The sequence below is a fragment of the Kribbella ginsengisoli genome (assembly GCF_039537185.1).
Lineage (GTDB): Bacteria > Actinomycetota > Actinomycetes > Propionibacteriales > Kribbellaceae > Kribbella > Kribbella koreensis.
Map to the genome: position 1 here is coordinate 1,427,992 of NZ_BAABAA010000001.1, position 22,355 is coordinate 1,450,346.

Annotated in this window: 22 protein-coding genes; 13 read left to right on the forward strand and 9 right to left on the reverse strand. The window is 68.0% G+C overall.

The genetic code is table 11. The annotated features are described in order from the left end of the window. The gene (locus ABD768_RS06380) at positions 1–1,935 is read right to left on the reverse strand and encodes an N-acetylmuramoyl-L-alanine amidase (RefSeq protein WP_344838282.1); all 1,935 of its coding nucleotides are present in this window, start codon (positions 1,933–1,935) and stop codon (positions 1–3) included. Positions 1,936–2,074: 139 nt separating this feature from the next. On the opposite strand from ABD768_RS06380, the gene ABD768_RS06385 reads away from it, so the two are divergent. The 4 genes from ABD768_RS06385 to ABD768_RS06400 all read left to right on the forward strand — a co-directional run bounded on the left by ABD768_RS06385 (position 2,075) and on the right by ABD768_RS06400 (position 7,757). After that, positions 2,075–2,686, forward strand: a complete 612-nt coding sequence (locus tag ABD768_RS06385) for a DUF4126 domain-containing protein (RefSeq protein WP_344838285.1) — start codon at positions 2,075–2,077, stop codon at positions 2,684–2,686. After that, positions 2,686–3,993, forward strand: a complete 1,308-nt coding sequence (locus ABD768_RS06390; RefSeq protein ID WP_344838288.1) for a phytoene desaturase family protein — start codon at positions 2,686–2,688, stop codon at positions 3,991–3,993. The genes ABD768_RS06385 and ABD768_RS06390 overlap by 1 nt, the downstream gene beginning before the upstream one ends. A gap of 72 nt (positions 3,994–4,065) precedes the next feature. Next, entirely contained in the window at positions 4,066–6,285 is a 2,220-nt protein-coding gene (locus ABD768_RS06395) for a HelD family protein (RefSeq protein WP_343968546.1), read from the forward strand. A 20-nt stretch (positions 6,286–6,305) separates the two neighbouring features. After that, on the forward strand, positions 6,306–7,757 hold the full coding sequence (locus ABD768_RS06400) for an alpha/beta hydrolase (RefSeq protein ID WP_344838292.1): 1,452 nt from the start codon (positions 6,306–6,308) through the stop codon (positions 7,755–7,757). Here ABD768_RS06400 and ABD768_RS06405 read toward each other — a convergent pair. Together ABD768_RS06405 and metF are read right to left on the reverse strand one after the other, a co-directional pair. Beyond that, complete coding sequence (locus ABD768_RS06405; protein ID WP_344838295.1) at positions 7,754–8,284, reverse strand: SixA phosphatase family protein; 531 nt, start codon at positions 8,282–8,284, stop codon at positions 7,754–7,756. The genes ABD768_RS06400 and ABD768_RS06405 overlap by 4 nt on opposite strands. A gap of 18 nt (positions 8,285–8,302) precedes the next feature. Continuing rightward, positions 8,303–9,217, reverse strand: a complete 915-nt coding sequence (gene metF, locus ABD768_RS06410) for a methylenetetrahydrofolate reductase [NAD(P)H] (RefSeq protein ID WP_344838299.1) — start codon at positions 9,215–9,217, stop codon at positions 8,303–8,305. Between the two features lie 58 nt (positions 9,218–9,275). Between metF and ABD768_RS06415 the strand changes: the two genes are divergently transcribed. After that, on the forward strand, positions 9,276–10,346 hold the full coding sequence (locus tag ABD768_RS06415; RefSeq protein ID WP_344838302.1) for a polyprenyl synthetase family protein: 1,071 nt from the start codon (positions 9,276–9,278) through the stop codon (positions 10,344–10,346). Positions 10,347–10,367: 21 nt separating this feature from the next. On the opposite strand, the gene ABD768_RS06420 is transcribed toward ABD768_RS06415, so the two are convergent. After that, complete coding sequence (locus tag ABD768_RS06420) at positions 10,368–10,778, reverse strand: helix-turn-helix domain-containing protein (RefSeq protein ID WP_343968556.1); 411 nt, start codon at positions 10,776–10,778, stop codon at positions 10,368–10,370. Positions 10,779–10,843: 65 nt separating this feature from the next. Between ABD768_RS06420 and ABD768_RS06425 the strand changes: the two genes are divergently transcribed. Beyond that, the gene (locus tag ABD768_RS06425) at positions 10,844–11,185 is read left to right on the forward strand and encodes a DUF4180 domain-containing protein (RefSeq protein ID WP_343968557.1); all 342 of its coding nucleotides are present in this window, start codon (positions 10,844–10,846) and stop codon (positions 11,183–11,185) included. Continuing rightward, positions 11,163–11,858 carry a YqjF family protein gene (locus tag ABD768_RS06430; RefSeq protein WP_344838307.1) on the forward strand — a complete coding sequence of 232 codons (696 nt, stop codon included), beginning with the start codon at positions 11,163–11,165 and terminating at the stop codon, positions 11,856–11,858. Before ABD768_RS06425 ends, ABD768_RS06430 begins: the two co-directional genes overlap by 23 nt. Here ABD768_RS06430 and ABD768_RS06435 read toward each other — a convergent pair. Genes ABD768_RS06435 through thiE form a run of 3 tightly spaced genes read right to left on the reverse strand, consistent with a single transcriptional unit; the run spans position 11,836 to position 13,378 of the window. Next, a complete protein-coding gene (locus tag ABD768_RS06435; RefSeq protein ID WP_343968559.1) occupies positions 11,836–12,264 on the reverse strand; it encodes a barstar family protein in 429 nt (142 codons plus the stop codon). The genes ABD768_RS06430 and ABD768_RS06435 overlap by 23 nt on opposite strands. Then, positions 12,261–12,713 (reverse strand): guanyl-specific ribonuclease, encoded by a 453-nt coding sequence (locus ABD768_RS06440; RefSeq protein WP_343968560.1) that lies wholly within the window; start codon positions 12,711–12,713, stop codon positions 12,261–12,263. The genes ABD768_RS06435 and ABD768_RS06440 overlap by 4 nt, the downstream gene beginning before the upstream one ends. Then, entirely contained in the window at positions 12,713–13,378 is a 666-nt protein-coding gene (thiE, locus tag ABD768_RS06445) for a thiamine phosphate synthase (protein ID WP_343968561.1), read from the reverse strand. The genes ABD768_RS06440 and thiE overlap by 1 nt, the downstream gene beginning before the upstream one ends. A gap of 42 nt (positions 13,379–13,420) precedes the next feature. On the opposite strand from thiE, the gene thiO reads away from it, so the two are divergent. From thiO to ABD768_RS06475, 6 genes are all read left to right on the forward strand, one after another. Next, complete coding sequence (gene thiO, locus ABD768_RS06450; protein ID WP_344838312.1) at positions 13,421–14,575, forward strand: glycine oxidase ThiO; 1,155 nt, start codon at positions 13,421–13,423, stop codon at positions 14,573–14,575. Then, the gene (thiS, locus tag ABD768_RS06455; protein ID WP_343968564.1) at positions 14,572–14,772 is read left to right on the forward strand and encodes a sulfur carrier protein ThiS; all 201 of its coding nucleotides are present in this window, start codon (positions 14,572–14,574) and stop codon (positions 14,770–14,772) included. The genes thiO and thiS overlap by 4 nt, the downstream gene beginning before the upstream one ends. A gap of 9 nt (positions 14,773–14,781) precedes the next feature. Beyond that, entirely contained in the window at positions 14,782–15,558 is a 777-nt protein-coding gene (locus tag ABD768_RS06460) for a thiazole synthase (RefSeq protein WP_343968566.1), read from the forward strand. 206 nt (positions 15,559–15,764) lie between these two features. Continuing rightward, the gene (locus tag ABD768_RS06465) at positions 15,765–16,757 is read left to right on the forward strand and encodes a LysM peptidoglycan-binding domain-containing protein (RefSeq protein ID WP_344838317.1); all 993 of its coding nucleotides are present in this window, start codon (positions 15,765–15,767) and stop codon (positions 16,755–16,757) included. An 87-nt stretch (positions 16,758–16,844) separates the two neighbouring features. Then, entirely contained in the window at positions 16,845–18,836 is a 1,992-nt protein-coding gene (gene pknB, locus ABD768_RS06470) for a Stk1 family PASTA domain-containing Ser/Thr kinase (RefSeq protein ID WP_343968568.1), read from the forward strand. Positions 18,837–19,258: 422 nt separating this feature from the next. After that, a complete protein-coding gene (locus ABD768_RS06475; RefSeq protein WP_344838321.1) occupies positions 19,259–20,182 on the forward strand; it encodes an alpha/beta fold hydrolase in 924 nt (307 codons plus the stop codon). A gap of 13 nt (positions 20,183–20,195) precedes the next feature. Here the strand turns inward: ABD768_RS06475 and ABD768_RS06480 are convergent, their stop codons facing one another. Together ABD768_RS06480 and ABD768_RS06485 are read right to left on the reverse strand one after the other, a co-directional pair. After that, positions 20,196–21,182: a hypothetical protein gene (locus ABD768_RS06480; protein ID WP_344838323.1), complete on the reverse strand. Its 987-nt coding sequence runs from the start codon at positions 21,180–21,182 to the stop codon at positions 20,196–20,198. Between the two features lie 101 nt (positions 21,183–21,283). Further along, positions 21,284–22,276, reverse strand: coding sequence for a glutathione S-transferase family protein (locus tag ABD768_RS06485; protein WP_344838666.1), 993 nt, complete (start codon positions 22,274–22,276; stop codon positions 21,284–21,286). Between the last annotated feature and the right edge of the window lie 79 nt (positions 22,277–22,355).

A 22,355-nucleotide genomic window follows, 5' to 3' on the forward strand; every position in this document is an offset into this window, starting at 1 on the left:
TCAGTAGGCTAGCTTCAAGTCCACGTCAGCAGCGCGGACGTATGCCATCCGGTGGCCGAACCAGATCTGGTAGTAGCGGTCCTTGCCGAGCACCTGCACGTGATCCGTCGGCGGCTGCCCAGCGAACGTCGTAGCGCGGTAGTAGTCCGTCTCGATGTTCGCGTCGCCCACCGGGTAGGCCTGCCCCGCACTGATCGAGTACTGCAGCGGCGTGACGGCCTGGTAAGGGATGCCCGCCGGATAAGCGGCCTGCTCCGGGTATGCCCGCCCATAGACCGGCACCGAAGCCTTACCCTCCTTGGGCTTCACCACCAGCCCCGGCTTGGCGAAGGCGTCAGGCGCGCCGACAGGACTCTTGAACCAGGCCTTCGCACCCAGGTACCAGATGGCCACCCAGTCGCCCGAGCGCTCCGCCACCACATACTGCGAGCCAGCAGCCGCACGCCCGCCGATGTCCGACACCTGCGTGGTGGAGTCGGCACCGCTCGGCCGGTTACCGATGTCCTTGACCAGCGGGGCCGCGTCGTCCGGCGCCTGGCGCAGGTACACGAAGTTGGTCCCCTGCGGCGCACACGGCTGGCCAGCAGTGGTGCAGTCGGTCACGACCTGCTGGTTGGAGGCGAAGCCGGGCTTGATGGTCACAGTGGTGCCGGCCTTGACCGGGAAGACGCTGTGCCCGTAGATCGGCGCGCCCAGCAGGTCGAAGTAGTGCTCCCAGTCCCAGTACGGTCCCGGATCCCAGTGCATGCCCGCGACTGTCGACGGCACCGTGCCAGGCACCTGGTCGTGGCCGATGATGTGTGCCCGGTCGAGCGGGATGTTGTTCTGCTTGGCCAGGTACTTCACCAGCTTGGCCGAGTTGCGGTAGAGCGCCTCGGTGTACCAGGTCGCGCCCTGGGCGGCGAAGCCCTCGTGCTCGATCCCGATGGCGTGCATGTTCACGTACCAGTTGCCTGCGTGCCAGGCGACGTCGTTGGCGTTCACGTGCTGCCAGACGTGCCCGTCGGACGAGCGCATCGTGTACTGCCACGACACGTACGTCGGGTCCTGGATCAGGTTCAGAGTGCCCTGCCAGCCGCCCTCGGTGTCGTGGATGACGATGTAGTCGATCTTGCCCGTCTCCGGCCGGTTCGCCAGGTCATGGTTGCCGTAGTCACCAGCACCCGGCCCGTACTGCGAGTACGGCGCCGGCAGCGACTCACAAGCCAGTTGCTTCGGGCACTGAGTCGCAGCAGCCGCCGCCTTGGCTACCGGAAGAGCGGTCTTGGCCAACTGCGCCTTGTCCGGCGTTACCTTGAGCGCCGGCATGACGAGTTGCTGGCCGGTGTTCGTAGTACGGGCTGCACCGCGCGCCAGGATCGCGTAGACGTCGTCGGCGAAGCCTGCGGCGCTAGTGCGGTCCGCTGCGCCGGCATAGGTGCTCACAGCCCCATACCAAGAGGCAGCGGAGGTAGAAGCGCCCACAGGCAGATTCAGCGACCGCTGGTAGGAGGCGAGCAGTGCTGCACCACCAGCGATGTTGGCAGCGGTGTCATTGCGCAGCGCAACAGGGTCGAGCCCAGTCAGGTTCGAGGCGGTGTACAGCGTCCGCAGCGACTCCCCCTTGGCCAACTGCTCGCCACTCGACCGCTCCATGAGCTCAGTCGGAGCCACAGCCGTCAGGTGCATCGGCCCGTACCCGCCGGACGTGCTCGCCTTGCCCTGGTGGTCGTCCCACCGGGTCTCGGCGTACGACACAGCCATCAGTACGGACTCCGGTACGCCGTACTTGGCCGACGCGGACCGGAACGCCTCAGCCGCGGAGGCTGATGTGGCGGACGCGGGACCCGGGGTGGCAGCGGTCGCCGCGGGTGGACCACCAGACGACACGCCGGTCATGCTGATGGGCAGCGCTACCACTGCCAGTGCGGCGAGAATCTTCGGACGACGACGCATGTTCTGTTCTCCCTGACCCTGATGGGACTACGGTCACTCAGACCGGCAACCCGTTCACTCTGGGTCGCGCGGGACCGGATGTCAACGGTTAACCATTTTTGAGGTCAGAGCGTTCGATTCTGACGACAAGCGAGGGGCCATGGAAGCGTTGCCGTTGGCGTTCACGACCGGCTGGGCGAGCGGTATCAACGCCTACGCCTGCGTGCTGATCCTCGGTCTGCTCGGCCGGTTCGCCGGTGTCGACGACGTGCCGCACGCGCTCACCACCAACGGGGTGCTGATCGCGGCCGGCGCCCTGTTCGCCTTCGAGTTCGTCGCCGACAAGATCCCGTACATCGACTCGGCCTGGGACGCGATCTCCACCCTGATCCGGCCGACCGTCGGCGCCATCATCGCCGCCCTGCTGGCCGGTCAGGCGAGCAGCTTGCACCAGGCCGTCATCGCGACCACCGGCGGCGTGGTCGCGCTGCTGTCCCACACGGTGAAGTCGAGCCTGCGGCTGGCGATCAACACCTCCCCCGAGCCGGTCACCAACATCGCCGCCTCGTCCGGTGAGGACGTCGCGGTGGCCGGTGTCGTCTCGCTCGCGGCCTTCCACCCGACCGCAGCCCTGATCATCGCCGCGATCCTGCTGCTGATCGGGCTGATCTCGGTGTACTTCGCGTTCCGCGCGATCCGCCGGGGACTCGCCAGGTTCCGCGCCTGGCGGGAGAGAAACAGCAATCCAGCAACTGGGAGCAGTGCAGTCTGATGGCCCGCGTGATCGTCATCGGGGCCGGCCTAGCCGGTCTCGCCACCGCCGTACGGCTGGCCAAGCTCGGCCACCAAGTCACCGTCTGCGAGAAGGATGACCGCCTGGGCGGCGCCCTGGGCCGGGTAGAGGCCGACGGCTTCAGCTGGGACGCAGGAGCAGCCAGTACTACGCTCCCGGCCGCCCTGCGTGACCTGTTCCGCAAGAGCGGCCGTCCGATCGAGAGCCTGGCCCAACTGGAGCCGATCACCGAGCCGCGTCGTCACCTGTTCGGCGACGGCTCGATTCTCGACCTGCCGGTCGGCGACCGAGCACTGCAGTCAGATGCCTGGGCACACCTCGCCGACGACAAGACGGCGAAGCAGTGGACGGACCTGGTCGACAAGTACGGCGAGACCTGGCAGATCCTGCGCAAGTCCTCGCTGGAGCCGCCGCTGATGGACAAGCTTCCCCTGGCGGCGATCCGCAGCCTCAAGCCATGGCAGTCGCTGGAGCGCACTGCCCAGCGCAGCCTCGACGACGAGCGTGCCCGCGCGGTACTGCGCTACTACGCGATCCAGCACGGCTCCGACCCGAAGCTCACGCCCGGGTATGTCGGCGTTTGGTCCTACTTGGAGCGCACTTTCGGCCGCTGGACCATCGACGGCGGATTCGGCGTACTGGCCGACGCTCTGGCGCAGCGAGCGAGTGAACGCAAGATCGACATCCACGCCAACACAGAGGTCGTCGGAGTCGATACGGACCACGGACAGGTGACCGGTGTCCGACTGGCGGACGGCAAGACGCTCCCTGCCGAGGTAGTGGTCAGCGACATCGACCCCCGCGACCTCTACGGCCAACTGGTCGACGACCCTCAGGCCAAGAAGGTCCGCCGTAAGGTGCTCTCCACCCACCAGGCCCAGGCCGCGTACGTCGTCCACCTAGGTCTCAAGGACCCAGTGCCGTCCCTGCCCTTCGAGACCGTTCTGCACGGCAAGCCGACGGTAGTGGTCCGCACCGGCGGACAGGCTCCCGCAGGGCATCAGGCCTGGTCAGTACTGGTCCACGGCTACCCCACAGACGACGTACTAGATCTCCTGGTCGCCAGGGGGCTCCACATCCGGGACAAGGTCGTCTCCCGGCAGACCTCTCCCTCTTGGTGGGCAGGAGTGGCTTGGGAGGGCTACAAAACCGCCCGGCGTCGGGCAGCGAACGCCTCTCCCATCAAGGGCCTGTACTGCGTCGGCGCGGGCGCCCATCCAGGCGTCGGAGTGCCCGCTACCACGCTCGGTGCGGCCATCGTTGCGGACGCCGTCGGCAAGGCTTGATCGCGGCGCATTAAGATTGACCGTTCATGTGTGCCGTGTCGGGGAGGTGTCCCGGCAGTAGAGAGGACCCCGGTGGATCAATCCCCCACGTCGACCGATCTCGAGAACGTCGAGCGAGCTGAGCTCGAGGCCGAGCAGCAGCACGTCGACCGGGTCTACGAGCGGGTCGCCGAAGCGGCCCGGTCCGCGTCCCGGATCGCGGTCGAAGGGCACCAGCGCGGTCAGGCCCAGAACGTCGGCCGGGTCCGCGACGAGGAGCAGACCGGTCTGTACGAGCGCGACGTACTGGTGTTCGCCGCCGCCCGCCGGATCGCCGAGCTGGACGCCGAGCACGAGGGACTGGTGTTCGGCCGGCTCGACTCCGACCAGGGCGACGACACCGAGCCGGTAGCGGCCGCAGCGGACCTCGAGAGCCTGTACGTGGGCCGCATCGGCGTCCGCGACGCGGAGTACGAGCCGCTGGTCATCGACTGGCGTGCCCCGGCCGCCGAGCCGTTCTACCGCGCTACCGCGACCGACCGGCTGAAGGTCGTCCGCCGCCGCGTACTGCGCAACAAGGGCCCCCGCATCGCCGGGCTCGAGGACGACCTGCTCGCCCCCGAACGCTCCCCCTCAGACCTGCCCGTACTGGGCGAGGGTGCCCTGATGGCGTCCCTGTCGCGTGCCCGTGGCCACACGATGCGTGACATCGTCGCCACCATCCAGGCCGAGCAGGACGAGGCGATCCGGGCGCCAGCCCGCGGCGTAACCGTCATCGGCGGCGGCCCCGGCACCGGCAAGACGGTCGTGGCGCTGCACCGCGCCGCCTACCTCCTGTACTCCGACCGCAGGCGGTTCGAACGCGGCGGCGTCCTGGTGGTCGGCCCGTCCGCCGCCTTCATGGCCTACATCGAGCGGGTGCTCCCCAGCCTCGGCGAGAACACCGTCTCCCTCAGGGCCGTCGGCGAGCTCGTAGACGGCGTTCGCGCGACCGCTGTCGACCAGGCGGACGTAGCAGCCATCAAGGGCTCCCTGCGGATGACCGGCCTGCTCTCCCGGGCAGCACGCGACCGGGTGCCCGATGCGCCCACCAACCTGCGCGTATTCATCAACGGCGCGACCGTCGAGCTGGACGCGAACCAGCTCGACAACGTCCGCCGCAACGCCCTGCGCCGCACACCGCGCAACAAGGCCGGCTCGGAAGCTCGCAAGGGCCTGGTGGCCGCGCTGTGGCAGCGGTTCCCCGATGACCTGCGCAACGGCGTCTACGCCGACCGCGAGTCGTTCGGCGACATCGTCACGGACCTGCCGGCGTACAAGCAGTTCTTCTCGGCCTGGTGGCCGGTGCTCACTCCGGGCTCCGTCCTGCGCTGGCTGGGCGACTCCCGGCGGGCACAGCGCTGGTCGCGGGGAGACTTCACTACGACCGAGATCGACCAGCTGTCGGCGGCTATTCGGAGTACGAACGAGTTCACCATCGCGGACGTCGCGCTGCTGGATGAGCTGGGCAACCTGCTCGGACGGCCGCCAGTGGTCGAGGCTGGCAAGGACGAGGAGTTCGACTGGCTTGAGGGGCTCTCGGACGGCGTCAACGAAGTACTGACGACCTCTGAGCGGCGTCAGCGGGCGATCGCGGCTGCTGAGGCCGAGGAGCCGGATGAGTATGCGCACGTGCTGGTGGACGAGGCACAGGACCTCTCCCCCATGCAGTGGCGCATGGTGACGCGTCGCGGCCCGCAGGCGAGTTGGACGATCGTCGGCGACCCGGCACAGAGCTCCTGGCCTGACCCGGCCGAGGCGCGCGCCGCCATGGACTCGATGCTGTCGCACCTGCAGCGGCACACGTTCCGGCTCTCGACGAACTACCGGAACTCGGCGGAGATCTACGCCTTCGCCGGCGAGGTGATCCGGCAGCAGATCCCAGACGCCGACCTACCGAACGCAGTACGCCAGACCGGCGTGGATCCGGAGCACCGGATCTTCGACGCGGGCAAGGTCGCCGAGGCGGCCGCCGACGCAGCAGGCGAGCTGCTCGCGCTCGTCGAGGGCACGGTCGGCGTCATCGTCCCGCCGGTACTACGACCCGCCATCGACTCGGTCCTCGCCGAGCTGGGCGACTCCCGGGTCGTCGCGCTCAGCCCGCTGGACTCCAAGGGCCTCGAGTACGACGCAGTTGTGGTCGTCGAGCCGGACCGGATCGTCAGCGACACTCTGGGCGGCGTACGGGCCCTGTATGTCGTCCTGACCCGGGCGACCCAACGGATGATTACCATCAACAGCACTACCCACTGGTTGCCCGCCCGCGCCTCCTGAGAAGGAAGTAGAGCGGCGCTTTGACGAAGAACCACCTGACGCGGTGTGCGGCACTCGTTGCCGCAACCGTGCTGCTCAGCACGCCACTGGTCGCCGCGAGTGCGGCGACCCCGAAGCTGAAGTGGGGTGCGTGCCCGGACTCCGCGGGCGCACCTCGCGGCGTGTACTGCGCCAAGCTGCTGGTGCCGCTGGACTACAGCAAGCCCACTGGCCGGCAGATCACCTTGACGCTGTCGGCCAACGGCTCACTGAGCTCACCGCACTTCATGCTGGTGAACCCGGGCGGCCCGGGTGCCTCGGGGATCGGCACCGAGAAGCTCGTCTCCGCCGCACTCCCCCAGGCAGTAGCCGACCAGTACTCCGTCTTCAGCTTCGACCCGCGTGGTGTCGGCGCCAGTACACCGGTGGACTGCGGTGACCTGACCAAGCTGAGCCCCCACCCGGCGCTGCCCTACAAGCCCGCCAATGCCAAGCAGGAGCAGCAGCGGGTCGCCCTGGCCAAGAAGGTGGCCGACCAGTGCGGAGCCAAGGCCAAGTGGCTGCTGCCGTACATCACCACCGAGAACGCCGCCCGGGACATGGACCGGATCCGGATCGCACTGGGCAAGCAGAAGATCGACTACCTCGGCTACAGCTTCGGCACCAAGCTAGGGGCGACCTACGCGACGATGTTCCCGCAGCACGCGGGCAGGTTCATCCTGGACAGCGTCGTCGACCCACTGGTCAGCACCTATCAGTCAGGCTTCGAGCAGAACGTCGCGCTGGAGAAGCGCACGCAGCAGATGTTCGCCTGGGTTGCTGCCAACGACAAGACCTACCACCTCGGCAAGACCGGGCAGGCCGTTGCCAAGGCCTGGGAGGGGATCCGGGCACGGCTGGCGGCCAAGCCCGTCAGCGGCAAGGTCGGCAAGCCTGAGCTCGACGACATGCTCGCCTCCAGCATGTACACGGAGGACTCCTGGCCGACCCTGCTGGAGGCCGTGACGCAGTACCTCAAGGGAGATCCGGAAGGACTGCTGTCCGCGGCCGACCAGCTGGCTCTGGGAGTCGACCCGGCACAGCTTGCCTACAACTGCAATGACAAGGGCTGGCCACCCACCTGGTCCCGCTGGCACCGCGACACTGTGCGCTCGGATCGCCAGGCGCCCCACTACGCGTGGCTGAACACCTGGTACAGCGCCCCTTGCGCGTTCTGGCCCGTCGGTCCCGCCAAGGCCGGGCGGATCGGCTCCAGCAAGGTCCCGCCGATCCTGCTGCTCCAGGGCCGGTACGACGGCCCGACGCCGCTGGCCGGCGCGCAGCGGATGCAACTCGTGCTACCCGGCTCGCGGCTGCTCGTCGATGCCGGTGGCAACCATGCGTCGTACCTGTTCACCGACAACCCGTGTACCGACGTACCGGCGGCGAAGTACTGGCTGACCGGCAAGCTGCCCGCTAATGGCACCTGCCCGGCTTCTAGGCCGGCAGGCTAACCGCGTGGGATGACGTAGTCGACCAGGTCGGCGTCATCCGCACCCAGGTCGGCCCAGCGGCTGGTGGTGTGCAGGACCGTCAGCCCAGAGGTCGGGTACTTCTGGGTGAGCTCGACGCGGTTCGGGCTGGTGCCGTCCAGCGCCAGCTCGTCCGCGAGCCACGGGATGCCCGGGGCGTGGCCGACGACGACCACCGTCCGGACCTCGGCCGGGACGTCGTAGATGACCTGGAGCAGCTCCTCCGTGCCGGCGCTGTAGATCCGCCGGTCGTACCAGACATCGGTCGCCACCGCGCCGGCCTCAGCGGCGTACTGCCAGGTCTCCCTGGTGCGGATCGACGGCGAGCACAGGACCAACTCGGCTTCGATGCCCTGGGCAACCAAATAGCGTCCTGCCGCGGCGGCGTCGGCCCGGCCGCGATCGGCGAGCGGCCGCTCGAGGTCGGGCATCGACTCGGGCGGCACCGCCTTCGCATGCCGGAGCAGTACCAGGGTGCGGTCGATCAGGAGATCCGACGGGTCAGCCATCGGATCAGGATAGGGCGTCTAGACAACCGCCGGCTGTAGATTGCGGAACACCTGACGGGTCGCCGTCGAACGGTTCAGCGTGATGAAGTGGATGCCGGGCGCACCACCGGTGAGCAGCGCGTCGGACAGCTCGCTGGCGATCTCGATCCCAACGGCCCGGACCGCCGCCGGATCCTCGGCGACCGCCTCCAGCCGATCGGTGACGGCTTTGGGCAGCGCCATCCCGGTCAGCAGCGCCATCCGCTCGATCTGCTTGATATTGGTCACCGGCATGATGCCCGGCAGGATCGGGATGTCACAGCCCAGCGCGGAGGCCCGCTCGACCAGCCGGAAGTAGTCGTCCGCGCCGAAGAACATCTGGGTGATCGCGTAGTCGGCGCCGGCCGCCGCCTTCGCCGCCAGGACGCGGGCGTCGGTCTCGAGGTCCGTCGCCTCCGGATGCTTGTCGGGGAAGGCCGCCACGCCGACGCAGAAGTCGCCGAGCTCGCGCACCAGCTCGACCAGCTCGATCGCGTGGTTCAGCCCCTCGGGATGCGCGACCCACGGCTGCGCCGGGCCACCCGGCGGGTCGCCGCGCAGGGCGAGCACGTTGCGCACGCCGGCCCCGGCGTACGCGCCGACGACCGAACGGAGCTCGTCGCGCGAGTGGGATACGCAGGTCAGGTGCCCGAGAGGAGTGAGCGAGGTGTCCTGGGCGACCCGCTCGGTGACCCGGATCGTGCCGTCACGAGTGGTGCCGCCGGCGCCGTACGTGATCGAGACGAAGGTCGGCCGCAGCTGCTCGATCTCGCGGATCGAGTGCCACAGCACCTCCTCCGCCTCGGGCGTCTTGGGCGGGAAGAACTCGAAGGAGAACGATGGCTGGTCGCCCGACAACAGCTCGCGGATCGTCGGCGTACTGCCCGGGAGGGTGGACGGGAGACCGGTTGCCATGAGGTCAAGGCTACCCGGGGCGTGGGGGTCCGCGCGCGGACCGACTACTCTCCGAGACGTGTATGCCGACGCAGACATCCCGACCGAGATCCAGCACGCCCTGACCGCGTTCCTGGACGTCCAGCAGGTGCGGCTCGCCGCGATCGGACCGGAGCTCGAGGAACAGGTCCTCGCCGCCCGCGACGCGACCAGCGGCGGCAAACGGCTGCGACCGTCCTTCTGCTACTGGGGATTCCGGGCAGCCGGCGGCGACCCGAAGCAGCCGATCCTGAAGGCCGCGGCCAGCCTGGAGATGCTGCACGTCAGCGCGCTCGTCCACGACGACGTGATGGATTCCTCCGACGTACGCCGGGGAGCACCGGCCGCCCATCGTCGCTTCGAGGCGCTGCAGCGGGCCAGGTCGGAGAAGACCGGCAACGGCGGCGACCCGGTCGGCTTCGGGATCGGCGCTGCCATCCTGCTCGGCGATCTCTGCCTGATCTGGGCCGACGAGATGCTGCACACGTCAGGGTTCGACGCTGCCTCGCTGGCGGCTGCCTCCAAGTTCTTCGACGCCGTCCGGGTGGAGGTGACGGCCGGGCAGTACCTGGACCTGGTCGCCCAGGCGTCGGGTGAGGCCGACATGGACCGGGCACTGCGCGTCCTGCGGTACAAGGCTGCCACCTACACCGTTGAGCGGCCGCTACACATCGGCGCGGCCCTCGGTGGGGGCGGACAGAAGTTGATCGATGCGCTTTCGGCGTACGGGCTGCCGTTGGGTGAGGCGTTCCAGTTGCGGGACGACCTGCTGGGTGTGTTCGGGGATCCGGCGCTGACCGGGAAGCCGGCCGGGGACGATCTGCGGGAGGGCAAGCGGACGGTGCTCACGGCGTACGCGGTGGAGCACGCGTCGGAGGTGCAGCTGGCCGAGTTCGACCGGCTGTTCGGGCGGGCGGATCTGGATGACGACGAGATCCAGTTGCTGCGCGAGATCCTGCAGGACAGCCGTGCGGTCCAGGCCTGCGAGGACCTGATCACCGATCGCACCGAGGACGCCCTCGACGCGCTGGACCGCGCCCCGATCGACGACGAGACCTCCCGTAAGGCCCTGGCGGACCTGGCCATCGCAGCCACCGCCCGCCACCTCTGAGCCTTGAACCGGCGCTGAGCGTCAGGCCTTCGCGAGCAGGCTGACGGTCCGCAGCAGGTCGGCAGTCACCTCGGGATCGCCGAGGATGATCAGCTTGAGGCTGCTGCGGTCTTCGTCGTACGCCGATTCGACCCGCAGCCGCCCGAGCCCGCCCTGATTGACCGCCGCATGCAGATGCGTGCTGATCCGGTCCGCCCCTGCCCGGTCGATCGCGTCGACCTGCACGATGCTCGACACCTCGACCCGCCGATCGCTCGCGCCGCCGCCGTCGGCGGCGGCCGGGATCCCCGTGAACGCCTCGAGATCGCCGGGGCTGATCCGGTACTGCTTCCCGATCCGGACCGCGTTCAGCTTGCCGTCACGGACGTAGTTGCGCACCGTCCGCACGTGCAGCCCGAGTTGATCCGCCACCTGCTCGACCGAAAACAACACGCTAGATCCTCATCATATGCCTTAGAATTCCCTATAGATCAAATCTAAGGGAAGGATACGGTACTTTGCGCACCTATCGCGCGACCAAAGCCATCGCCAATGAACAGGACGCGGTCGACGCCATTGCGGACGCGCACTACTGGCATCAGGCCGAGTGGCTGGTCGTACCGGTCGAGTTGCTGCCCGCTGAGTTCTTCCAGCTGAGCAGTGGGCTGGCGGGCGCGATCGTGCAGAAGTTCGTCACCTACCGGATGGGCCTGGTCGTGCTGGGCGATGTGTCCGCGCATGAAGCGGCCAGTAAGCCGTTCCGGGACTGGGTGCGGGAGGCGAATCGCGGGCGGGAGCTGCGGTTCGTACCGGACCAGGCAGGACTAGATTGCCTGCATGAGTTGGCCGCAGGCACCTGAGCTCGCCCGGCCGCGGGTGCTCAGGCAGCGGTGGCTCGACCTGTCCTTCATCCACTGGGCAGTTGAGCCGGCCAGGGTCGCCCAGTACTTCCCGGCGGGCACCAGGCCCGACACGTTCGAGGGACGGACGTATGTCGGCCTGGTGCCCTTCCGCATGGTCATGTTCCGGTCGTTCCTGGAGACCAACGTCCGCCTGTACTCCGTGGACGCCACCGGCCGTCGAGGCGTTGTCTTCCTCAGCCTCGACACCAACTGGCTCCCACTAGTGGCCGGATCGCGCAGCACCCTGGGCATCCCCTATCGCTGGGCCCGCATGCAGCACAACCAGGACGGCGGCTGGCACACCTACACCTCGACGCTCCGCTGGCCGCGCATCAAGGCCAGCAGCACGATCGAGACGCAGGTAGGCGACCGGATCGAGCTCGGCCCACTGGAGCACTTTCTGACCGCCCGTTGGGGTCTACACCTCAGCAAGGCAGGCCGCACCTGGTACATGCCCAACGAGCACCCGCCCTGGGTCCTGCACCGAGCAGAGCTCATGACCTTCGAGGATCACGGCCTGCTCGCCTCAGTCGGGCTAGGCGACCTCGGCAGTCGGCCGCCAGACCACGTGGCCTTCAGTACCGGCGTACCGGCACGGTTTGGTCTGCCTAGAGGACCGGTACTTCGCTGACCAGGTCTGGTACGTCGTCGGCCTCGCGGAGCAGCACCCGCAGTTGTCCTGACTCGTTGGCGTCTTCGGCGAAGATCTGGAGCGCCACGTCGACCGTGTCGTGGTCATGGTCGAGCAGCTCCCGCCAACCGTCCCAGAGGACGACCTCCGGCTCCCCTGTCGACCTGTCGCTCAGCGAGTCGGCCAGTGCGTCCCAGTTGCGCCCGAACCAGCGCGGCAGGTCGAACGCGGTCGCACAGACGTCCAGGAAGCCGGTCTTGTCGTGCACGCTCGTGGTGTCGAGCAGCACGAAGTTCCAGCCGGCCGCGGTGACACTACGGCGTACCTGGTCGTGGGTGAGCTTGGAGTGCCACCGGTAGACGCCCGGGCGCAAGCCGTCGCTCAACAGCGTGCGCAGCTCAGTCATCCGTCCTCCTGGATCCGGCGGAACGACTTGTAGTGGTCGTCAGTGTAGTAACGCTCGTCGCTCCGACCGGTGATGATCCGGCGTGCGCCGCGGTCGTTCTCGCCCGGAGTCTTCACGGTGAACTCGTGGTAGTACCCGTTGCTCTGCTTCGGCAGGATCTTCTCGCGGTTGCCGAAGACGATCCCGTCGCGGCTGTACGGGTACGGCCCGCCCTTGTCGATCAGCGCGAGCGTCTGCCGCGCCTCCTTCGGCAGCTCGGCGGCCGACACGTACCGAAGCCCACTGACCGGGTCCTTGCCCGCCTTGGTCGCTTGGGTCTTGACCGACTCGGACTTGGTCGCCGTACCGGAGCCTGAAGCGCTGCAGCCGAGCAGAGAGGCGGCGAGCGTGATCACCATCATCGCGATCACGACCGCGGCGATGATCCGCGCGGCCTTCGGGTTGTTCATCATCCGGCGCCCCGCAACCGCCGGCTGAACTCCCCCGCCGCCGCGGCCGGGTCATCCGCCTCAGTGATCGCCCGCACGACGACCACCCGCGTCGCCCCCGCCTCGACCACCTCGTCCAGCCTGTCGAGGTCGATCCCGCCGATGGCGAACCACGGCTTGGCGGGCTGGCGACTGGCGGCGTACGAGACCAGCTCGAGCCCGGCGGCCGCACGACCAGGCTTGGTCGGGGTTGCCCAGGTCGGGCCGACACAGAAGTAGTCGGAGCCGTGCTCATCGACAGCGGCGTTCACCTGGCTGAAGGTGTGAGTGGAGCGGCCTATCACCGGCTCCATCCCCGTGATGGCCCGCGCGGCCCGGACCGGAAGATCCCGCTGGCCGAGATGCAAGATGTCGGCTCCCGCGGCGAAGGCGATGTCGGCGCGGTCGTTGACCGCGAGCAGCTTGCCGTGCCGCTTGCAGGCGTCGGCGAACACCTCCAGGTGCGCCAGCTCGTCTGCTGCCTCCAGGTCCTTCTGCCGCAGCTGCACGATGTCGACGCCACCGGCCAGCGCGGCGTCCAGGAACTGCTCCAGGTCGCCTTGCTTCTCCCGTGCGTCCGTACAGAGGTAGAGGTGGGCGTCGGCCAGCCGGTCACGCAGTCCGGCGTCAGCGGTGTGCTCAGTCACAGGGTCAGCCTGCCATGTGTATACACACGTAGTCTTGGCGGCATGGCTGAGCGAACCTGCGATGTCGTCATCATCGGCGCGGGGCTGATCGGTCTCGCCACCGCCTGGCGACTCGCTGTAGACGGTATCCAGGTGACGGTATGTGACCCGACACCCGGCAGCCAGACGTCCTCGGTCGCCGCCGGCATGCTCGCCCCGGTGACCGAGGTCGAGTACGGCGAGGACGAACTGCTCGCCCTCAACCTGGCCAGCGTCGCCGCCTGGCCCGCCTTCGCTTCCGAGCTGGAAGCCCTCACTGGCGAGCCGGCCGGCCTCCACCGCACCGGAACTCTCTCAGTCGCGTACGACGTCGACGACGCGGCCGCGATCCGCCGGCTGGCCGACTACCAGCGCAGGCTCGGCCTGGAGGTCGAGGAGCTCTCCGGCCGGGAGGCCCGCAAACGCGAGCCTCTGCTCGCCGCGGGAGTCACCGCCGGCGTCTGGGTCCCCGGCGACCACTCCGTCGACAACCGCCAAGCCGTCTCCACCCTGCTCCGAGCTTGTGAGCTGTCAGGGGTCGAGCTGGTCCGCCAACGAGTCGACCGAGTCCTGATCACCGGTACTACGGCAGTCGGCGTCGAGCTGGAAGACGGGTCAGCCATCCACGCCGGCCAGGTCATCGCAGCAGCCGGCCCCTGGTCATCCCAGCTGGACGGCCTCCCGGCAGAGCTCCGCATCCCCGTCCGGCCGCTCAAGGGCGAGATCCTGCGACTACGGGTGCCTCCGGCGTACAGGCCTGCTCTCAGCCACACGGTGCGGGCTACTGCTCGCGGGTTCGCCGTGTACCTCGTACCGCGGCCCGGTGGCGAGCTGGTGGTCGGGGCGACCACCTCTGAGCTTGGCTACGACACCCGGGTGCTCGCTGGTGGGGTGTTCGCGCTGCTGCGGGATGCGCGGATGATCCTGCCCCTGGTGGACGAGCTGGAGCTTGTGGAAGCAGTGGCCGGTTTGCGGCCGGCGACGCCCGACAACGCGCCGATCCTGGGACCGTCCGGCATCGACGGCCTGCTGTGGGCGACCGGGCACTACCGCAACGGAGTACTGCTGACTCCGATTACCGCACAGATCATCGCCGAGACGGTCCATACCGGCGTCCTTCCCTCCCTTGCGAGACCGTTCCAAGCAAGCCGCTTCACCGAAGTTAAGGTGGCGCCATGAACGTGCTCGTCAACGGCAGTACTGAGCAGATCGCCGCTGGGACGACTGTGGCCGATGTGGTCGAGCGCTGGGCGCGCAGCCCGATCGGTGTGGCGGTGGCGGTGAACGAGGCCGTGGTGACCCGGACAGAGTGGCCCGGGACGACGCTGGCCGAAGGCGACCGGGTGGAGATCCTCACCGCGGTCCAGGGCGGTTGAGGAGGAACAATGAGTGACGACACCCTGGTGATCGCGGGCCGAGAGTTCACGTCGCGGCTGGTGATGGGTACCGGCGGGGCGCCGAGTCTCGAAGTACTGGAGGAGGCGCTGGTCGCGTCCGGTACTCAGCTGACGACGGTGGCGCTGCGGCGGCTCGACCCGAGCCAGCAGGGGTCCGTCCTCGATGTGCTGCGCAAGCACGACATCGCAGTACTGCCCAACACTGCTGGATGCTTCACTGCCGGTGAAGCGGTGCTCACTGCGCGGTTGGCGCGGGAGGCCTTGCAGACCGACCTGATCAAGCTCGAGGTCGTCGCGGACGACCACACGCTGCTGCCTGACCCGGTGGAGCTGCTGGATGCGGCTGAGACCTTGGCGGCTGATGGGTTCTCGGTGCTCGCGTACACGAACGATGACCCGATCCTGGCTCGGCGGCTGGAGCAGGTCGGGTGTGTGGCGGTGATGCCGCTCGGCTCGCCGATCGGGTCGGGGCTGGGGATCCGCAACCCGCACAACATCAGCATGATCGTCGAGGCGGCCAAGGTGCCGATCGTGCTCGACGCGGGCATCGGTACGGCGAGCGACGCGACGCTGGCGATGGAGCTGGGCTGCGACGCCGTACTGCTGGCTACCGCCGTCACCCGGGCCGAGCGACCGGCGCTGATGGCTGCCGCGATGCGCGACGCCGTGACGGCTGGGCGGGGAGCCTTGCTGGCCGGGCGGATCCCGCGCCGCTACCACTCGGCCCAGGCGTCGTCACCCTTGGATGGCCGAGCCAGCCTCTGACAACCTCCGTTTTTCGTCTTTCTGTTTTTGGATGCCCTCGGCACCAGTTGCCGGCGGCAAACACTCGATTGTGAACCACAATCGTGTAGTTCAGCCTTAAATTGTTACCTTTTCATCACAGCCGTAACAAATGACCCATGCGCACCTGTTGTCACATCTGTACCACCACTTACCGTCAAGGGACATTCACACGGGGAGATGGAAAGATGGGCAACACGTGGCGAAAGGTCCTGCGGGTAACGACTGGTTTCGCGGTCCCGCTGCTCGCGGCCGGGGTGATCACGGCCGGCTCGCCCGGCTTCGGCCAGTACAAGGTGAAGCACGGTGACACACTCAGCCACATCGCGGCGGCGTACGGGACCAACGTCCGGACCCTGGTCGCGCTGAACAACCTGCCCGGCAACGGCAACGCGATCTACGCCGGCGAGGTGCTCCAGCTGCCCGGCAAGGCGCCCAAGCAGAGCCCGGTGAAGAAGAAGTCCCTGACCGGCGGGCGGGTCCCGTACGTCGTGAAGCCCGGCGACACGATCAGCAAGCTGGCCAAACGCTTCCGCTGCTCGCAGGCCAACCTGCTGGCCGCGAACGGGCTGCGCGCCACCGACCACATCTACATCGGCAAGCAGATCCTGATCCCGGTCAAGATCGTCGCCAAGCCGGTCGCTCACAAGAAGCCGGCCGCGTCGAAGCCCGGCAAGAAGAAGAACAACACCTTCGCGGGCCGGACGTACGCCGACCACATCGTCTCGGCCGCGGACGCCAACCGCGCGGCCCTCAGCAAGCGCAAGCTGCCGACCCGGGCCCAGATGCGGACGATGATCATCCACACGGCCAAGCGCTACCACGTCGACCCCGAGCTGGCGCTGGCGATCTCCTGGCAGGAGTCCGGCTGGAAGCAGCGGGTCGTCTCCCCCGCCAACGCGATCGGCACGATGCAGGTGATCCCGTCGACCGGGAAGTTCGCCTCCAGCTTCGTCGGCCGCCGGCTCGACCTGCTCAAACCCCAGGACAACGTGATCGCCGGCGTCGTGTTGCTCAACCGTTTGACCTCCGCGGCCCGGCTCGACATCGCGGTGGCCGGCTACTACCAGGGCCTCGGCGGCGTCCGCCGCAACGGGATGTACCCGGACACGAAGCAGTACGTGAAGAGCGTCCTCCGCCTGAAAGCGAGCTTCGAGAAGGGGTATGACCCGCTCCGCTAGCCTCTGTGCGGCGCGGCGGTGGAGGCGCGACCTTGCGCCTTATTTACACTCTCAGGGCAGACAGCTTTGAGAGGCGGCTCACCGCAAGTGACGGAAGACGTAGGCACCCAGGTGGGCGACCGCCTTGTCGGGCGAGTGCTCGACGGGCGGTACCGCGTGGGTTCGCGGGTCGCCAAGGGTGGCATGGCGACCGTCTACGAGGCCCTCGACATGCGGCTCGACCGGATCATCGCGCTCAAGGTGATGCACCTCGGGATGGGCGACGACGCCGAGTTCGGCCGCCGGTTCGTCGCCGAGGCCCGGGCCGCCGCCAAGCTCTCGCACCCGAACGTGGTCGCTGTCTTCGACCAGGGCACCGACCACGACACCCTGTTCCTCGCGATGGAGTACGTCCCCGGCCGCACCCTGCGTGACGTGATCCGCCAGCAGTCGCCGCTGCCGCCCGCCCGGGCCCTGGACCTGCTGGCGCCGGTACTGTCGGCACTCTCTGCCGCCCACGACGCGGGCATCGTGCACCGCGACATCAAGCCCGAGAACGTGCTCATCTCCAACGACGGCACCGTCAAGGTCGCCGACTTCGGCCTCGCCCGCGCGGTCACCACGACCGGCAACACGGCCACGCAGGGCCTGTTGATGGGCACAGTCTCGTACCTGGCCCCAGAGCTCGTCACCGACGGCCGCGCCGACGCACGCTCCGATGTCTACTCGTCCGGGATCCTCCTGTACGAGCTGCTGACGGGCAGCAAGCCGCACACGGGCGATACGCCGATCCAGGTCGCGTACGCGCACGTCCATGCCGACGTACCGCCGCCTTCGCAACTCGTACCGGGCATTCCGCCGTACGTCGATGCGCTGGTGCAGCGGGCCACCGCGCGCGACCGTGATCTGCGGCCGGCAGACGCGCGGGTCTTCAGTCGTCAGGTCCACCGGGTGCGCAGCGCGATCGAGGAGGGGCTGCCGGACGACCCCGAGCTGACCGGCGACCTCACCGTGCCGATCCAGCAGATGCGGCAGGACAACGGGTACGACGACGGCTACTCGCGTGGGAGCGCGTACGTCGAGCATGTCGAGCAGCCGCCGCGGAACGACACCATCGTCGTACCGTACGAGCCTGCTCAGTCCTTGCTGCGACCGGCCGGGGCGACTCGGCAGCATCAGCCCGCTGAACCACTGACTCGGCAACCGCAACAGCAGCGTCGCGGTCGAGGGTTCATCGCGCTCATCGGCGTACTGGCTCTGGCGATCGGCGTCGGGACGGCGGCGTGGTTCTACGGCGTACACCGCTACACGTCTACGCCTGATCTGCTGAGGATCACCGCGGCCGATGCGAAGACGAAGGCGGGCGAGTCCGGGCTGACGACCGTCCTGGCGAACCAGGACTACTCGGAGGACGTCGCCAAGGGCGAGGTGATGGCGACCAACCCCGAGCCCGGCGCTCGCATCCGCAAGGAGGGCGAGGTCGAGCTGACGGTCTCCAAGGGACCCGAGCGCTACCGCGTACCGCAGCTCAAGGGCCTCGACGAGGATGCGGCCCGCCGTGCCCTGGAGTCGATCAAGCTGAACGTCGGCCAGGTCAGCCAGGCCTACAGCGAGACCGTCCCCACCGGTCGGGTGATCATCTTCTCGCCGAAGTTCGACTCGGTGATGAAGCCCGGCGAGTCGGTCAACCTCGCCATCAGCAAGGGCAAGAAGCCGATCGCGGTCCCGAACATGACCGGCAAACCGGTCCGCGAAGCAACCCGCACCCTGAAGAAGGCCGGCTTCACCGTCACCCGCACCGACCAGACCAACGAGACGATCCCCCAAGGCCAGGTCATCTCCCAGACCCCCAGCAACGGCACCCTGTTCGCCAAGGACAAGGTCACCCTGGTCGTCTCCAAGGGCCCCGCCCTGCGGAAGGTCCCCAACGTCCGCAGCAAGAAACTGGTCGACGCCCAAAAGATCCTCACCGAAGCCGGCTTCCTCGTCAAAGTCGAAAAAGCCCCCTTCAACCTGGGCCTCAACCTGGTAGCCGGTCAATCCCCCGCCGCCAACCAAATGGCCAAACCCGGCACCACGGTCACAGTCACCGTCCTCTGAAGAACTCCCCACGCAGCCTCACCGCTCGCTGCTCCGTCGCTAACCACTCGGCGCCCCCGCCCACCCGGGGTATGCGCTCCTGCGTCGCGCGAAAGCGAGAGTAGGCACCTGCCTTGCTCGGGCTGAGGTCTGGCGTGGTGCCCACGGACCGACTGCTCGATCGCCCGAGGCCGGGCGCCGTCCTCCTGCCCTTTGCAGCCGACGGGCTCAGCACTCGAACGTCGTGGGCCCGGCGCCACGCCCAGCGGTCCGACCTCCCCGCCTGCTGAGCGCGACAGCCGTGCCGACCGAGGCACCGATCGCGATCACCTACGAGCGCTCTCCCCGTCGGCGAGCCACGCGGTCGCCTCCCGGACGGAGCAGTCCGGACCGTTGCTTTGTGCAACGGGATAGCCTCGGGGGGACTTGGATTGGAGTTCGTTTTGAGCCTCGTTCACCGCGAGTTGAGCGTCAACGGTCTGACCATGCACGTCGTCGAGCAGGGGGAAGGACCTTTGGTTCTGCTGCTGCACGGGTTTCCTGACAGTTGGTACGCCTGGCGGCACGTCATCCAGCCGCTGGCCGACGCGGGCTACCGGGTCGTCGCGCCGGACCAGCGCGGCTACGGCGGTACCGACGCCCCGCCTGACATCGCCGACTACTCCATCCTTCACCTGGTCGGCGACGTCGTCGCCCTGATCCACGCGCTCGGCGAGGAGAACGCAGTCGTGGTCGGCCATGACTGGGGCGCCCCGGTCGCCTGGCACACCGCGCTGCTACGGCCGGACCTCGTGCGTGGCGTCGCCGGATTGTCGGTACCTCCCACGCAGCGCGGCGGCGTACCGACGCTCACCTCGGTACGCGAGCACTTCGGCCCGGACTTCTATCAGCTCTACTTCCAAGAACCCGGTATCGCCGACGCCGAACTCAACGCCGACCTCCACACCAGCTTCCGCCGCGTGATGGGCGGCCTCGCCTCCCCGATCGCCGGCAACGGCTTCCTCGCCAGCACTCGCGAGGTCGACGAACTGCCGTCGTGGCTGACCGAGGACGACATCGACGAGTACGCCCGGCAGTACAAGCGCAACGGATTCACCGGCCCGCTCAACTGGTACCGCAACATGGACCGCAACTGGTCCCTCACCGCCGCCTGGCAGGGCGCGTTGATCACCCCGCCGGCCCTCTACATCACCGGCGGCGCCGACGTGGTCCGCACCTTCTATCCACCGGACTTCATCGACCAACTCCCCCAGATCGTCCCCAACCTCCGCGGCGTCCTCGACCTCCCCGACTGCGGCCATTGGATCCCCGAAGAACGCCCCACCGAGGTGACCGACGCCCTCCTGACCTTCCTCGGCGACCTCTAGGTCTGGCCCGCGGTCAGTTGTTCTCCGAAGTACCGGCACCGTTCGAGGGGGTCAGCTCTCGGAGTACACGGCGCTGGACGTCGAAGTCGGTGAACTCAGCGTTGTGCAGGGATCGCAATACCTGGTCGAGCTCGAGCCAGTACTGCTCCTTCTCGGGCCAGGTCAGAGGCAGTATGGCGACTCGCGCGCGGGCACAGCGCAGCTCGAGGCGAAACCGCAGTACCGCGTGCTCTCCGTCGTACGCCGGTACGTCGGCCAGGCTCGCCGCAGCCGTCAACTCGGCCAGCAGCGCGGCATGTGCCTCGGTCGCCAGCGTCAGGTCGGCGTCTCGATCACGCGCAGCCGCAATGAGGTCGGCGAACTGTTGCAGAGCCAGCGCCACCAAGGCGATCACGCCCGTCTTGATCGCCTCGTTCATGACCGGGTCCCCAACCGCCAGAGCACCGAGCGGTGTTGCCGCGATCGCTATCCCGATCAGCAGCGTGAACCGCAGGATCACGCCGATCAGCCGGTCGAGCAGCGAGTGATCCACCCCGATCTGGACCTGCTGGAGCTGATCCCGCAGGTCCTCGATCCCCTGCAAGACCGCGGCCCGGTCATCGGGCCCGATCCCACCGACCTCGGCCAGGCGGGGTAGCAGTTCGTCCACCGCCTGCGCCGAAATCCCGAGGAACTCAGCAACCTCACCGAGTGGCAACTCGGCCAACTCGGCCGCCGTCACGAGCTGCGGCACGGCCTTCCGGAACTTGCGGCGTGACCGTTTCCCGCCGCTGTCCCGCACATGCTTCGCCGCCTGCAGCAGCATCAGATCAAGATCGGTCACCACATCCCGGAGCGCCGCCGCCGCGGTATTCGGCCGTCCGGCGGCCCGAGCCACCGCCCGCCGCTCCTCGCTACTGAGCAGCCGGTTCAATCCAGGCGGCCCAGCCTGGGAAACCGCCCCCTTCCGCTGCTCCCGCACGTCGGAGTCCCCACCCGGCACCCCAGCGGGGGTATCCACCCCCTCCCCACCCTGAGCCGAAGCAACCTTGAACCACTCAGGACGATTCGACCCAGCCTGCGAGAAGCTCATACCCAAGCCTAGGCCGCAACTGGGGGCCTTCAGCCGGCTCCGTGGCCCGCCGGTACTTGCTCGCCGGCGCGGGTCGGCCCAGGCGGGGTGCCCTTGCCGAACGGGCTTCCACCCAACGACTCCCGCCCATGCGGCGTGAGCCAACCCGACAGCTCCGGCCCCTGGGGAACGATCTGCGTCGGATTGATCCCGGTGTGCACCACGTAGTAGTGCTCCTTGATCTGCACGAAGTCGACCGTGTCCCCGAACCCCGGCGTCTGAAACAGATCCCGCGCATACGCCCACAGCACCGGCATCTCGGTCAGCTTGCTCCGATTGCATTTGAAGTGCCCGTGATACACCGCATCAAAGCGAACCAGCGTAGTGAACAGCCGCACATCCGCCTCGGTGATCGTCTCCCCCACCAGATACCGCCGGTCCCGCAGCCGCTCGGACAGCCAATCCAGCGCCACGAACAACCGCTCGTACGCCGCCTCGTAAGCCTCCTGCGACGACGCGAACCCGGCGCGATACACCCCGTCGTTCACCTCGGTGTAGATGCGCTTGGCAACTTCATCGATCTCGTCCCGCAGGTGCACCGGGTAGAGCTCCGGCGCCCCCTCCCGCTGGTACGCCGTCCACTCCGTCGACAGATCAAGCGTCATCTGCGCAAAGTCATTGGTCACCACGGCGCCACTGGGCACATCAACAATCGCCGGCACCGTGATCCCCTTCGGGTACTTCGGATCCCGCTTGAAGTACGCATCCTGCAACCGGGGAATCCCCAGCACCGGATCCACCCCACCCGGATCAAGATCGAACGTCCAACTCCGCTTGTCATGCGTGGGCCCGCAAAACCCGACCGACAGCACATCCTCCAACCCCAGCAACCGCCGCACGATCACCGCCCGATGAGCCCAAGGACAAGCCCGAGCCACCACCAACCGATACCGCCCCGCCTCTACCGCAAACCCATCCCGCCCGTCCTCCGTAATCCGGGTCGCGATGTACCGGCTATCCCGCTCAAACTCCCCTTTGACCATCACCCCCCAAGCATCCCCTACACCCGCATCCCCCACGCCCCCTCGCGTTTCGCTCCTCCTTCGCTCAACCCTCATTAGA